Here is a 13,293-nt window from a genome sequence, read left to right as displayed (position 1 = left end):
GAAGCTCCCCCTTACTTCGACTCTTGCCCCTCCAGCTTCACTTCTCCTTGCCCGATGATAGGACCAATCGTATTTTTACGGGTAATCAGTACCCTTGTGATCCTCAGCTTCCGTGCCTCGATAATTTCAAAGGTAAAATTACCGTGCTCCAGCTTCTTGCCTTTGGATATGGTGCCCTCCATCTTCGTGAACAACCAGCCTCCAATGGAGTCTACCTCATCGTCCTCAATACCCAATGACAGCAGGTCATCCAGGTCCTCCAGCAGTACTCTGCCGTCAACCGAATAGGAATCCCCTTTCTTCTCGACGTCCGGCCGCTCGTTCTCATCGAATTCGTCATGAATTTCGCCGACGATTTCTTCCAAAATATCTTCTGTCGTCAGCATGCCGGCCGTACCGCCATACTCGTCAACGATGATGACCAGCTGCGATGCTTTGCGCTGCATCAGCTTCAGCACGTGACTGATTTCCATCGATTCCGGCACCATCAGCACCGGACGGACAAACGATTTCAAATCATGCTCTTCATCCGGATCCGCAGTCAACAAATCGGTAATGTGGACGAAACCGATAATATTGTCTTTATCCTCCGTTGCAACTGGGTATCGCGTATGCTTCGATTTGTATACCACCTTCAAGTTATCGGCAAAGGAATGCTCGGTGAACAAGCAATCCATATCCGTGCGGGGAAGCATAATTTCCCTGGCCACACGGTCCGAGAACTCAAAGATATTATCAAACAGCGCCATCTCATCCTTGTCGATGTGACCGCTGCGCGCACTCTGATCCATCAGAATGCGGATCTCTTCTTCCGTGTGCGCCGCCTCATGCTCGGTTGCAGGCTGTACCCCGACCAGCTTTAACAGCCGGTTGGCCGCGCCGTTCAGCACAAAGATGACGGGGAAAAATATTTTATAAAATACAAGCAAAGGCCCGGACAGCCACAAGGAGGTGCCTTCAGACTTTTGAATCGCCAACGATTTGGGAGCTAGCTCGCCCAGCACGATATGCATGAAGGTAATTACGACGAAGCCTATAAAGACGGACAACGCGGAACTAAACCACGCATTCGACCAATGCAGCTTGGCAAACAGCGGATCTATAATCAAGTGGGAAATCGCCGGTTCCCCTACCCAGCCTAAGCCAAGAGAAGCAAGCGTTATCCCGAGCTGTGTGGCAGATAAATACGCATCCATCTTCTTGGTGACCGCCAGCGCGTATTTGGCTCTTCCCACGCCTTCATTTTGAAGCTGCTGCAAGCGGGATTGACGGACCTTCACGAGCGCAAACTCGGCCGCTACGAAAAATCCGTTCAAGAAAACAAGAAATACAACTAAAATCATGTTTAGTGATATAAGTCCCCAATCGAAGCTGCTACTATGATCTGGCAATGAACTCAAACTCCTTTTCGTTTCTACCCTTAGGATTTTTTAGTCGATTTCAGACTACGGCTTTCCTTGTAGTAAAGTCGACTTCCTTATAATACGTATCAGCGACCAAAAGGTTTGGTCCGCAGCAATTTGCAGCTGGACAATAGCAATTGACGGAGGCATTCAACGGATGCTCTCCCCACCTCGAGAACACTTCCTCCAGCGTATCCGAGTGTATATTGCCCAAAGCGGGCACGTCTGAAAAGTCGGTTACGTAAACATCTCCGGTGAACAGGTTCACATTCAACCGGTTCCGTCCATCCGGATCATTACGAACCGTAACATTAGGTTCTTCCCTTAATCTGCGAATCATACGGCGGTCTTCCTCATGCGGGCTGCAGGCGTAATAGGGAAGCGTCCCGAACAGCATCCAGAGCTCACGGTCACGCTCATCGAGAAGCTTATGAATGGATGCGCGGAACTGATCCAACGAAAGCACCGGCAGATTGGAAGCGAAAGAGCTCGGATACATCGGATGCACCTCATGACGTTTGCAGCCCATCTTTACGATTAGTCTATGGATATCTGTCAGCTTTTCATGCGTACGATAGTTAATCATGGATTCCGCCGATACGAACATGCCGCCGCGGCTTAATTCAATCGTATTTTCAATCATCCGCTCATACAGCTTTGCAGCCGTTTCATGCTTGACACTGCGGCCAGCCCGGGCAAATCCGACCTCATGAAAATCCTCTGGCTGCACGTAGTTAAAGGAAATGTGCATTACGTCCAGGAAAGGGGCCAACAGCTCGTATCGGGCCAAGTCCAAGGTAAGATTGGAATTGATTTGAGAGCGAACCCCGCGGGCTCTGGCGTATTTCAGAATAGGAACAATGTAATCCCGCACCGTAGCTTCATGGTAGCTCGGCTCCCCGCCCGTGATGCTGATCGTTTCCAAATGCTCCACCTCATCCAGCTTGCGCAGAATGGTGTCCACAGGAATCCGGGGGCCTTCCGTCATCGTTAGCGTCTCCCCCACCGCGCAATGCTCGCACCGCATATTGCACAGATTTGTTACCGTAAGCTCCACACTCGTTAACAAATGCTTGCCGTGCTTCTGCAGCGACCGGATCGGATCCCACGGATCGTTCTGCGGGGTTATAGGAAGTAGAACGGGATTCAGTTTATGTATCATGTTGAATTTCACACCTGACTCTATAAATTATTTTTACCACCTATTGTATCGTATGACGCAGCAAAATGAAACTAAACCACCAAAGCATGCAAGGCACAAGGTTATTCTCACTTCGCAGCCTGACACAATTATAACGGGGCAGTTCCTCCTTGCAGAACACATGTGCACGCACAAAAAAACCCAGGAAACCTGGGCTCAATTCGCTTGAAGATTCATATTGTCGTTAACGGAATCATTGTTCACACCTGTAATCATCAGGGAAAGCTTTTTGGATAAATCTACTTCTTTCGGTGCCGCCAATTCCTCGCCCTGCTCGTTTTGAAACAACCGGACGATAGGCCTTTGCGGGACCAAATTGTTCAGTCCGACAACCGTGCCCGTTTCTCCCGTGTTCAAGGTCACTGTAACACCGATCGGATAGATCGCTATTTTATCGCGGAACAGCTCAATTTTCTTTTGCTCGTATAGCGTTGAGGTACCGGTAAATATAATCTCCATTGCTTGATGGGGAAGCATTGCCTTCCGGTATACCCTGTGGGTGGTCATAGCGTCGTAGGAATCGACCAGCCCGATCCACCGGGCATAATCATGAATATCGTTGCCCTTGATTCCTCTCGGATAGCCGCTTCCATCCATCCGCTCGTGATGCTGAAATGCGCAGTGAGCTGCAAGCAGCGGAATATTGGCTTCATCCTTCAGCAGGTGAAAGCCGAATTCCGTATGTTTTTTCATCAGCACGAATTCATCTTGGGTTAAAGCTCCGTTCTTGCGGAGAATATCTATCGGAATTTGCGTCTTTCCAATATCATGCAGCATGGCTCCAAGACCAATCGTCGCCAATTCGTCACGGCTGTAGCCGTTGGCCATACCGAGCATCGTCGTGTAAATACATACGTTCAACGAGTGCTGAAACAAATAATCATCCATCACACTGATATTCGTCAGCATGATCATGGCATCCTGATGCCCGCTCAGATCATCGATAATCAGGTTGATGACCTCTCGGAAATTTTTCCCGAGCTGGGTGTAGCCGCTCAGATTACGCTTCATGGAATCATCCATCAATTTGCGAAAAGAGCTGCGAATCTCTGAAGTCGCTCGAAGCCGGGTTTCCTCACTGATCATATCCGGAATAACAACATCGTTCGTTCTAGGATCATCTATATAAACAAAATCAATGCCTCGCTTAGCCAATCGCTGTATGAGCATCTGTGTCAATTCGACCTGCTCACCAAGAAGGGTCAAGCCTTCTTCATTATATATTTTCTTCCCAAGCTTCATGCCGGGACGAACCATGCTTAGCGGTAGCAATCGCATTTTCCAACCACGTCTTCTTTCTGCAGAAGTTGAGAATACCCTAAGTTTAAATGTAAAGGATTCTACTTAAAAGAGCAATACAAATTTACAATTTTCGACAACCCCTTTTTCAGAAGATGTCAAATAGCATCGATTGTTGGCGTTCGACAGAACTGCCGCAGCCTGTGTGCTGTGCAAGCTTTTGCTCTCTTGTGAGACAACCCGGAACAAGCTAAAATAGAATAGTTCGTACAAAATCAGTAGGAGGGCTTTATGCTAAGTTATTGGGTTTCTATTATTATGGGGATTGTAGAGGGGCTTACCGAGTTTTTGCCGGTATCTTCAACGGGACATATGATTTTGGTGCAAGCGCTGCTGGGGATTCCGGAAGATGATGCAGTGATGAAAACGTTCGAGGTCGTTATCCAGCTCGGGGCCATCATGGCGGTCGTTGTGATTTATTGGAACCGGATCCTGCTATTGTTCGGTTTGAAAAAGGATCCTTCACGGGCAGGCAAACGCAAACTGAACTTGATTCATATTCTTATCGGTATTTTACCGGCTGGTATTGTAGGCTTGCTTTTTAACCACTGGATAGAAGCGAAGCTTTTTTCTCCCAAAACCGTGTTGCTCAGTCTGGTTGTCGGCGGTATTCTGTTTATTATCGCGGAGAAAACAACGAAGAAGCAAACAGCCCGGGAGCTGGACGATATTACGTACAGGCAAGCGCTATATATTGGCCTGTATCAAATCTTAGCCGTTGTTTGGCCCGGCTTCTCCCGTTCCGGTGCTACCATTGCAGGGGGTATGCTGTCCGGTGTAGGCCGTGGCGCTGCCGCAGACTTTACATTTATTCTTGCGATTCCGCTCATGTTCGCTGCTTCGGGACTCTCTCTGCTGAAATCCCATGAACTGCTTACATCGAATGTGCTCGGATTTTTCGCGGTAGGGTTTATCGTTTCGTTTATCGTGGCATTGCTGGCAGTCGTTACCTTCATTAAACTGGTTTCGAAAATTCCATTGACGTACTTTGCTTACTACCGATTTGCCCTGGCCATCTTGTTCGGACTGTACATCTATATGTCCTAATCATTCTTTTTCAAAATAAGAAGACCGTTAAAAAGCGTTCACTTATTAAGACGGCAAAGTGGACGGAATCATTCTGTAGAAGCATAAGCGTTCGCCTTTGTCCACGGATTTTGACCGCTGTAAGCGGGTTGAAATTAGAAAATCCGGGGACAACAGCGATCAGAAGAATGATCCGTCCATGCAGCCGTAACTTTTCAGTGGCCTTCTTTTTAACGGTCCTTTTTTATGGTTTGAGCGGAAGCCGCTTCCAGCGATAAGCTTTACTTGCCGCGATAGCTTCCGGATTGTTCAGCTCATAACGGAGAAGATCTCTAATAAACTCGGGCAAAAAATATTGAACTTCCTTCCCTTGAGACAAGCTCATATAACCGATTCCAAAAGTAAACATATCGATCGAGCCGACACGATATTCCTGTTCCGGGTCGAGCCCTTCTCCATCCCCCATGCGCACTTGCTTTATTTTCCGATAGGCCGGGCCTTCCGGATCATATTCAATAGTCAAGCCATCGACTTGGAGCATCCCCAGCACTTTGCCTCTAAAGCCAAACCCATAAATCGGCTTCTCAGTAAACTCAGGCAGCAGCGACTCCTCCAAGGCCTGCACAATTTGCTGCCCGGTAAGAAGCATCCTGCTTGGATTAATCGGCGATGGGCAAATAGCAAGTAATCGTCCAGCAGAGACGCTGCCCGCATCCAACCCTTCGAGCAGCTGACCTGCGTTAACCAGGCCGATGTCCGCTCCCGTATATTTTCGCAAAGCAGCGGCCAACAAATTTCCAAGCGGTTCCTCTTGGTACCACTCGGCAGCCAAGGGTTCCCGCAAGTGCGCGACTTCAAGCGATAACGCCTGCTGGGCCTGGAGGCGATGTGCTTCGATCCGGGCAGCAAGCTGCTGCTCCATCAACTTCGCATCGGACGAACCTGCACCGTGCGAGCTGCGCTGTTCCTCTGCTGTATGGGCGCGTGCAAGCTCTTTAACATAGCCCTCCAATTGGGTTAGCTTACGGGTTACCGGATCGAGCCCTACATCCACCACCCCGATGTATTGGCCGAATTTACCGGCACCGCACAGCATCGTCTGTCCGATACGCAGCGGCTGCTCCAGCAAGTGGTGGGTGTGTCCTCCGAGGATGAGATCAATCCCCTCGATTTCCGAAGCCATGCGTTCATCCTGTTTAAGCCCCAGATGGGACAGGATGACGACCAGATCGACCTGGGGGCGCAGCTGCCAGACAAGCTCTTGGGCGACAGCAACAGGCTCGAGAATATCCCAGCCAAGCAACCGGTAAAAATCGGGATAATACGCCGTCAAACCGATCAGTCCGACACGGATGCCTCCTTTATCGAAAATATGATAAGGTCCCCCCCAGGAGGGATAGGTCCCTGTCCCCGATTCCAAGAGATTGCCGCAGATGACCTTGAAGCGATGTGCCGGGCCGTACAGCCTGCCAAGCGCTTCCGGTGTGAACGTCAGGCCTTCGTTATTGCCTATTGTAATCGCGTCGTACCCTGTCGCCTCCAACACGTCCAGATTGGCTGCTCCCCCGCTGCCCTCCGTCAGAGGGCTTACACGGTCCAGATGATCGCCGATATCGACCGTGAGCGTCGGAGCGTCTCCCATAGCCGAGCGCAGCTCCTCGAATGCAGCAGCCATACGCGGCATTTGTTCAAAGTGGCTATGAATATCATTCGAATGAAGGATTCGCAGCCGAAGCGGAGATAACGTCATATCGGCCACCTTCCTCCTTAATTGTTGTGCTTATCATGGCTTCCTTCGTGGAAGGCGTTATTTTTTCAATCTGAGCTCATCGACGGAAATTTGATTTTTAAAGCCGTAGGTAGCTTCTGAAGAGGACTGATCATAGAAGAAACGGATGCGTACGATGCTTTTGACGTTTAAGCATTCACTGCTGCCGTCCGGGACATATAACCGCAGCGGATAGCCTTTTTGAATCGGCTTGCCGTCTTGTTCGTACAAGAAGACCGCCTGATCCAGCTGATCCCATGGGATATCCGCTTGAAATTCATCCGCGGCCTCTACCGTCATCCGGCTTGGCTCTGCCGCCTCGTCATCGGTACGCGTTGATTTCCACGCGCGGTACCATCCTTTCAAATCAAAGGCTTTACCCGCTACCCCCGGCACCCGCTCCTCAATAGCAAGCTTCTCCGGTGCCATCTCCACGAGCAAAGATACCGCATATTCCCCGCTTCCGCACCTCTCATCATCTACTTGAATATTCATTTCCAGGCCTCCACTCTTCCCGGTTCCAGTCGAACCGTTGCTCCTTGCATTCTATCCCTCATTATACCATTACCCTATGAAAATATGGTATGCTGAGAGTAAAACGTCAATCATCACGGAGTGAATAATTATGAGAAAGCTGCAATTGTATGTATTTGCCGGCTTGGCCGAGCAAATGGGGGGGGCTGCTATTGAAATCGATTGGAATTCCCCGGAAACACCCACTGCCGGATTATTGAAAAAGAAGCTCTCCGAGCTGTATCCTCAAGCATCAGGATCTTTGGCACAAGCCTTTATCGCCATAAACCAAAGCTACGCGGCAGAAGATCAGGAAATTGTCGAAGGGGACGAAATTGCAGTCATTCCCCCGGTTTCCGGCGGCCAGCCACAGCTCGTTGAAATCACACGGGACCCCATTTCCATCGAAGCCGTAAACCATAAAGTACTGCATCCGGATCATGGTGCGACCCTTACCTTCATAGGCACAACCAGAGAATGGACACATGGCAAAAGAACGACGCTGTTGGAGTATGAAGCCTATGAGCCCATGGCCATCAAAACAATGGAGCAAATTTGCAAAGATATTGATAGCCGCTGGCAAGGTACGCTATGTGCCATCACACACCGCCTGGGAAAAGTGGATATCGGCCAAGCAAGTGTCGTCATAGCCGTATCCGCTCCGCACCGTGACGCTGCGTATGAAGCCAGCCGGTATGCAATCGAAAGGCTCAAACAGGTCGTTCCGATCTGGAAAAAGGAATTTTGGGAGGACGGCTCCGAGTGGAAAGGCCACCAGCAGGGACCTTGGAACCCTCTTGCACCTGAGAAGCAATAACCTACACCAAAGAGAAAAGAACGGAATGGAGTGACAATGCATATGCCTACTGATCATCAACCTGAATCCCCCGCTTCCTTATTGGAGCGGTATTCCCGGCAGCTTTTGTTTCAGCCGATCGGCGAGCAGGGACAGCTCCAGCTGCTGCAGGCGCGTGTCGCTATTGTGGGCATGGGGGCTCTAGGCACCGTGCTTGCCAATCATATGGTTCGTGCCGGAGTCGGCTTTGTCCGTTTGATTGACCGCGACTTCGTTGAGACAAGCAACCTGCAGCGCCAGATGCTGTATGACGAGTCCGATGCGGCAGGCTCCGAGCCCAAAGCTATCGCGGCCGCCAAGCGGCTCCAGCAGGCCAATTCACTCGTGAAGCTGGAGCCTGTCGTAACGGATTTGAACCCTTCGAATGCCGAAGCGCTGCTATCGGATGTAGAGCTTATATTGGATGGAACCGATAATTTTGCCGTGCGCTTTCTCATTAATGATGTGAGCCTCAAGCACAATATCCCTTGGATTTATGGCGGAGCCGTCAGCTCGCGCGGTGTCTCCATGACGATTATTCCTGGAGAAACCCCCTGCCTTCGCTGTATGTTCGGTCAGGCGCCTGCACAAGGCACTACCGAGACATGTGATACGGCCGGCGTCATCGGACCGATCATTCATACGGTAGCTTCCCATCAAGCAACCGAAGCGTTTAAGCTGCTTGTAGGTGCCCGCGGCCAGCTGAACCGTAAAATGGTCCACTGGGACTTGTGGTACAACCAGCACGCTGCGGTAGATGTAAGCAAAGCCCGCAAAAGCGATTGTCCTGCTTGTGCACAAGCCCGCTATGAATATTTGGAGCAGGATCTTGAAGAAGATACCATTCAAACACTTTGCGGCCGCAATTCGGTCCAAATCCAGCCGGTTCGCAGCGGCAGCTTTCAGTTAGCCGAGTGGGCCGAGAAATGGAAGCCTCTGGGAACCGTTGAGCTGAACCCTTTCCTGCTGCGTTTTCAGCCGAATGACAGTATTACGATGATTTTATTTCCGGATGGAAGACTGATGGTCCAAGGAACGGATGATCCCGTTATGGCCAAAAGTCTATACAGCCGTTATATAGGCATGTAAACTTTGGATAACAAGATGTAAAGTTTCGACAAATTCTTCATGCGGCTATTGCCAATAAATCTCATTCTTGGTACGATTAAAAAAACTTTAACATTAAACGACTCTGTGCCGAGGTGAATTAGCTTTTGAAAATACCTGTTGAAGATTTACAGATTGGTGATCGTACAGGTTCAGATGTCTTTAATTGGAATGGGCTTCTCGTCGTATCCGCTCATACCGTATTAAACGAGGACGATATTGAGAAGCTTCAACGTCACCAAATTGATTATGTCGATATCATGATTCGTTATAATGGACAAGCCGGGCAGTCCCAACCTGCCGCAGCTCCTGCCAGTGTGGCGGTGGCGGGCAAACAGGTGATTGCACAGACCGAAGCTTATCAAGAAGCGGTGGATGGCATCAAGCAGCTGTTCGAGCAAATCCAAATCAGCGGTGCCATTCACGAGGACGACGTTCAACAATGCTTTGCTCCTCTGGCCAATCAATGCGAGCAGGAGCATGACGTCGTCTCCCTCCTCCTCACGTTGAATAACAAGGACGACTACACGTACCAGCATAGTGTCCAGGTAGGGATGATTTCCTACTATATTGCCAAATGGCTCGGACAAACCGAATCGGATGCTTTGCTTGCGGGAAAAGCAGGCTATTTGCACGACATCGGCAAAAGTAAAATAGACAACGCCATTCTTCAAAAGCCGGCCAAGCTTACGGAAGAAGAATTCAGTGAAGTGAAAAGACATACCCATTACGGCTACGAAATGATCAAAGCGTGCGGGTTCAATGAAGCGCTTGCACTAGCAGCACTCCAGCATCATGAACGACTGGACGGCAGCGGTTACCCCCTTCAGCTGAAAGGTACAGAAATACATCCGATGGCGAAGATTGTGGCGGTTGCAGACATATACAGTGCAATGATCTCACAACGGATTTATCAGGAAAAGCAGGATCTGCTTTATGTACTAAAGGAGCTGCACCGAATGAGCTTCGGTATGCTGGATGCTCAGATTACACAGGTATTCATCCGCAATATGCTGCCGAATTTCATTGGTAAAAAGGCACTCCTCACATCAGGTGAGGTCGGAATCATTATATTAACACATCCTACAGATTTTTTTAACCCGTTAGTGCAGGTGGACGACCACTTCATTAACCTTGCGGAAAGACCGGATCTTGAAATTCAAGAAATTTATATGTAACGATTTCGATCGACATAGTAATGGAGCGTACCTCTCGATGAGAGATACGCTCTTTTTATTTTGAGCCGGGTGCGACCATTCGCTGAGCCTTCACAAACCGGTCGTTCCAATATACAGTATCAATTCGGCTGATCTGAACCCCCTTCTTTGGCTCGGGAGCCGCGTGAATCATCTGATAATCCCCTATATACAAGCCAGCATGTGCTGCATGACTTGTTCTGTACCGGTAGGCTTCCTGGAAAAAGAGTACATCCCCCTTTTGCAATTTATCGGGCTGTACACGTGTCCCTTGCTCCGCTTGCTCACTTAAGCTTCGAGCCAAAGGGATGCCTTCATGCTGAAAGATATACTGCAGGTAGGAGGATGCATCAAACGTGCCTGATTCCGGAAAAGGAGCTGCAGCGAATTCGTAGCCAACCCCCACATAGCGCCGTGCTCTTTGGACGAGGTCATCTGCAGACCCTTGGGTGCGGGCTCCCTTGGCACGAATTTTATGTGAGCCTACTTCTCCAGAAGGTTTCTCAGTTGCCTCACCGATATGGAAGGAAGCTTTTATCGATGCCTGTTTCACCGGGGAGAACTGAATCGACTTCTCCATTACCGTAAACTGAAGCTCGTCTTGAAACAGGCTGCCTATCGAGCATACGGGAAGAAGCACCTCTGAATTAGATAAGATCGGAGACTGCGGAAGCTTCATAGCTTTGCCTGCCTTCGTAGCATCGGTTGAGCCGACTTGCAGGACATATTCAGGAGCATAGTCCCCGAGGCTTACGGTTGCCGTTTCTTGCTGCCACTTCATACGAAGCTGCAGCGTTTTGCACAAATCGTTCAAGGTTACATAAGGAATACTATCAACGGTATGGATCATCACGGCTCCTTCTTTCCATACCGCGGCTGAATGATTATCAGCCTGTATAGCCAGGTTTGGCTGAGCATTCCTCTGCAATGGGGCCATCGGACTGCATCCTGCTATAAGCCCCACTGTAATTAATGTCATCGCTTTTGTGATCCATCCGTTGTGGCTTTCCTTTTTCAATGCGGATCCCGTCCTTCACACTTAAGTACTAATTAGCATGAGATAATGTGATAATCACTATACTGGAATTGCCTCCCACCCAGGCGTTAAAAGCACATGAATACCTCCCAGCTTTTCCTTCCCTAATTCCCGGCTTCTCCCAATTAAACTTCATCGACGCAAAGGAATGCATCCTCTACAACAAGGGAATCTAAAGTTGCTATGATAGGCATGCAGCTAAGTACCAATTTAATTGGGAGGTGTGGGTAACAAATGAACAAATTTCGGACCATAGCTATGACGATGTGGGTAGCCTTGGTCACATTGGGGGGTGCTGGCATAGGAAAATGGCTTATTGGTAATATTTCTTAAGATACCTTGAACTGCATGGAGTCAGCCAAAAATTCCAATGTGGTGCCCTGAATAAACAACCTCGTCTTCTGTGAAGACGAGTGCTCTACTAAAAAACCAAAAAAACGCCCCTCGCTTCAGCCAGCGAAGGGCGCTTTTTTGTATAGCTGTATATAAAGGCTTAATCGAATTAACCGATAGAACCTTCCATTTCGAACTTGATCAAACGGTTCATTTCTACCGCATATTCCATCGGCAGCTCTTTGGTGAACGGTTCGATGAAGCCCATCACGATCATTTGCGTAGCCTCAGCCTCTGTCAAGCCGCGGCTCATCAGGTAGAACAATTGGTCCTCGGATACTTTGGATACCGTAGCCTCATGCTCCAGCGTGATGTTATCGTTCATGATCTCATTGTATGGAATGGTATCCGAAGTGGACTCTTTATCCATAATCAAAGTGTCACACTTAATGTTCGCTTTGGAGCCTTGGGAGTTGCGTCCGAAGGATGCCAAGCCGCGGTACGTTACTTTACCGCCATGCTTACTGATCGACTTGGAAACGATCGTGGAAGTCGTGTCCGGTGCCAGGTGAGTCATCTTAGCGCCTGCATCCTGATGCTGGCCGCGGCCCGCAACAGCGATGGAGAGTACCATCCCTTTAGCTCCTTGACCCTTCAATACAACTGCAGGATATTTCATGGTCAGCTTGGAGCCGATGTTGCCGTCAACCCATTCCATTGTTGCATTTTCTTCCGCGACCGCACGTTTTGTAACCAGGTTATAAATGTTCGGAGCCCAGTTCTGAATCGTTGTGTAACGGGCACGGGAATTCTTTTTGCAAATGATCTCAACAACCGCGCTGTGCAACGAGTTCGTGCTGTAGATTGGAGCCGTACAGCCTTCTACATAGTGAACGAAGCTGTCTTCGTCGGTGATGATCAATGTCCGCTCGAATTGTCCCATGTTCTCCGAGTTAATACGGAAGTAAGCTTGCAAAGGAACGTCCACTTTCACACCTTTAGGTACGTAGATGAAGCTGCCGCCGGACCAAACCGCGCTGTTCAAAGCTGCAAATTTGTTATCTGTCGGAGGAATAACCGTCCCGAAATGCTCTTTGAAAATTTCAGGGAACTCTCTAAGCGCCGTATCGGTATCTGTAAAAATAACGCCTTGATCCTCAAGATCCTTCTGCATGCTGTGGTAGACAACTTCGGATTCATACTGTGCGGATACACCGGCCAAAAACTTTTGCTCCGCCTCAGGAATGCCCAGCTTGTCGAACGTTTCCTTGATTTCCGTAGGAACCTCTTCCCACGTTTTGCCTTGCTTCTCGGACGGCTTCACGTAATACTGGATATCGTTGAAATCCAGATCGTCCAGGTTGCCGCCCCAACGAGGCATTGGCATTTTCTCGAATTGCTCCAGCGATTTCAGACGAAAATCGAGCATCCATTGCGGCTCGTTCTTCATTCTGGAAATTTCGGCAACGATGTCGCGCGTCAGGCCTTTACCGCTTTGGAACACGGCTTTATGCTCATCGCGGAAACCATACTTATAATCTTCCATTTCGGGCATTTTCTTTGCCATTAGAGTCAC

The 13,293-nt window shown here is 49.2% G+C and carries 11 protein-coding genes; 4 read left to right on the top strand and 7 right to left on the bottom strand.

Annotated elements, in window-relative coordinates:
• Positions 1 to 11: 11 nt before the first annotated feature.
• The 3 genes from CF651_RS20910 to CF651_RS20895 form a co-directional block, all read right to left on the bottom strand.
• The gene (locus tag CF651_RS20910) at positions 12 to 1,343 is read right to left on the bottom strand and encodes a hemolysin family protein (protein ID WP_094016821.1); all 1,332 of its coding nucleotides are present in this window, start codon (positions 1,341 to 1,343) and stop codon (positions 12 to 14) included.
• Between the two features lie 97 nt (positions 1,344 to 1,440).
• Positions 1,441 to 2,565 carry a radical SAM/CxCxxxxC motif protein YfkAB gene (gene yfkAB, locus CF651_RS20905; protein WP_094016820.1) on the bottom strand — a complete coding sequence of 375 codons (1,125 nt, stop codon included), beginning with the start codon at positions 2,563 to 2,565 and terminating at the stop codon, positions 1,441 to 1,443.
• Between the two features lie 195 nt (positions 2,566 to 2,760).
• Positions 2,761 to 3,882 (bottom strand): HD-GYP domain-containing protein, encoded by a 1,122-nt coding sequence (locus tag CF651_RS20895; protein WP_094016818.1) that lies wholly within the window; start codon positions 3,880 to 3,882, stop codon positions 2,761 to 2,763.
• Between the two features lie 252 nt (positions 3,883 to 4,134).
• Between CF651_RS20895 and CF651_RS20890 the strand changes: the two genes are divergently transcribed.
• Positions 4,135 to 4,950, top strand: a complete 816-nt coding sequence (locus tag CF651_RS20890; RefSeq protein WP_094016817.1) for an undecaprenyl-diphosphate phosphatase — start codon at positions 4,135 to 4,137, stop codon at positions 4,948 to 4,950.
• Positions 4,951 to 5,173: 223 nt separating this feature from the next.
• On the opposite strand, the gene CF651_RS20885 is transcribed toward CF651_RS20890, so the two are convergent.
• Both CF651_RS20885 and CF651_RS20880 read right to left on the bottom strand, forming a co-directional pair.
• Positions 5,174 to 6,679, bottom strand: coding sequence for a bifunctional metallophosphatase/5'-nucleotidase (locus tag CF651_RS20885; RefSeq protein ID WP_094016816.1), 1,506 nt, complete (start codon positions 6,677 to 6,679; stop codon positions 5,174 to 5,176).
• Positions 6,680 to 6,736: 57 nt separating this feature from the next.
• On the bottom strand, positions 6,737 to 7,192 hold the full coding sequence (locus CF651_RS20880) for a molybdopterin-dependent oxidoreductase (RefSeq protein WP_094016815.1): 456 nt from the start codon (positions 7,190 to 7,192) through the stop codon (positions 6,737 to 6,739).
• A gap of 130 nt (positions 7,193 to 7,322) precedes the next feature.
• Here CF651_RS20880 and CF651_RS20875 point away from each other — a divergent pair, with 130 nt between their 5' ends.
• The 3 genes from CF651_RS20875 (at position 7,323) to CF651_RS20865 (ending at position 10,330) form a co-directional block, all read left to right on the top strand.
• Positions 7,323 to 8,027 carry a molybdenum cofactor biosynthesis protein gene (locus CF651_RS20875; RefSeq protein WP_094016814.1) on the top strand — a complete coding sequence of 235 codons (705 nt, stop codon included), beginning with the start codon at positions 7,323 to 7,325 and terminating at the stop codon, positions 8,025 to 8,027.
• Positions 8,028 to 8,069: 42 nt separating this feature from the next.
• Positions 8,070 to 9,134, top strand: coding sequence for a ThiF family adenylyltransferase (locus CF651_RS20870; RefSeq protein ID WP_179232916.1), 1,065 nt, complete (start codon positions 8,070 to 8,072; stop codon positions 9,132 to 9,134).
• 125 nt (positions 9,135 to 9,259) lie between these two features.
• Positions 9,260 to 10,330, top strand: coding sequence for a cyclic di-GMP phosphodiesterase (locus CF651_RS20865; protein WP_094016812.1), 1,071 nt, complete (start codon positions 9,260 to 9,262; stop codon positions 10,328 to 10,330).
• Positions 10,331 to 10,385: 55 nt separating this feature from the next.
• On the opposite strand, the gene CF651_RS20860 is transcribed toward CF651_RS20865, so the two are convergent.
• Together CF651_RS20860 and sufB are read right to left on the bottom strand one after the other, a co-directional pair.
• The gene (locus CF651_RS20860) at positions 10,386 to 11,198 is read right to left on the bottom strand and encodes a C40 family peptidase (RefSeq protein WP_179232915.1); all 813 of its coding nucleotides are present in this window, start codon (positions 11,196 to 11,198) and stop codon (positions 10,386 to 10,388) included.
• 688 nt (positions 11,199 to 11,886) lie between these two features.
• Positions 11,887 to 13,284 carry a Fe-S cluster assembly protein SufB gene (gene sufB / locus CF651_RS20855; protein ID WP_094016810.1) on the bottom strand — a complete coding sequence of 466 codons (1,398 nt, stop codon included), beginning with the start codon at positions 13,282 to 13,284 and terminating at the stop codon, positions 11,887 to 11,889.
• Between the last annotated feature and the right edge of the window lie 9 nt (positions 13,285 to 13,293).

The sequence above is a fragment of the Paenibacillus rigui genome (assembly GCF_002234615.1).
Lineage (GTDB): Bacteria > Bacillota > Bacilli > Paenibacillales > NBRC-103111 > Paenibacillus_S > Paenibacillus_S rigui.
Note: the sequence above shows the minus strand (reverse complement) of the source record. Positions and strands in the feature narration are given on the sequence as shown.

Bases quoted from the DNA above. Each gene is read 5' to 3' on its own strand.
- CF651_RS20910 (WP_094016821.1), bottom strand. From the start codon at position 1,343: ATGATTTTAGTTGTATTTCTTGTTTTCTTGAACGGATTTTTCGTAGCG.
- yfkAB (WP_094016820.1), bottom strand. From the start codon at position 2,565: ATGATACATAAACTGAATCCCGTTCTACTTCCTATAACCCCGCAGAAC.
- CF651_RS20895 (WP_094016818.1), bottom strand. From the start codon at position 3,882: ATGCGATTGCTACCGCTAAGCATGGTTCGTCCCGGCATGAAGCTTGGG.
- CF651_RS20890 (WP_094016817.1), top strand. From the start codon at position 4,135: ATGCTAAGTTATTGGGTTTCTATTATTATGGGGATTGTAGAGGGGCTT.
- CF651_RS20885 (WP_094016816.1), bottom strand. From the start codon at position 6,679: ATGACGTTATCTCCGCTTCGGCTGCGAATCCTTCATTCGAATGATATT.
- CF651_RS20880 (WP_094016815.1), bottom strand. From the start codon at position 7,192: ATGAATATTCAAGTAGATGATGAGAGGTGCGGAAGCGGGGAATATGCG.
- CF651_RS20875 (WP_094016814.1), top strand. From the start codon at position 7,323: ATGAGAAAGCTGCAATTGTATGTATTTGCCGGCTTGGCCGAGCAAATG.
- CF651_RS20870 (WP_179232916.1), top strand. From the start codon at position 8,070: ATGCCTACTGATCATCAACCTGAATCCCCCGCTTCCTTATTGGAGCGG.
- CF651_RS20860 (WP_179232915.1), bottom strand. From the start codon at position 11,198: ATGATCCATACCGTTGATAGTATTCCTTATGTAACCTTGAACGATTTG.
- sufB (WP_094016810.1), bottom strand. From the start codon at position 13,284: ATGGCAAAGAAAATGCCCGAAATGGAAGATTATAAGTATGGTTTCCGC.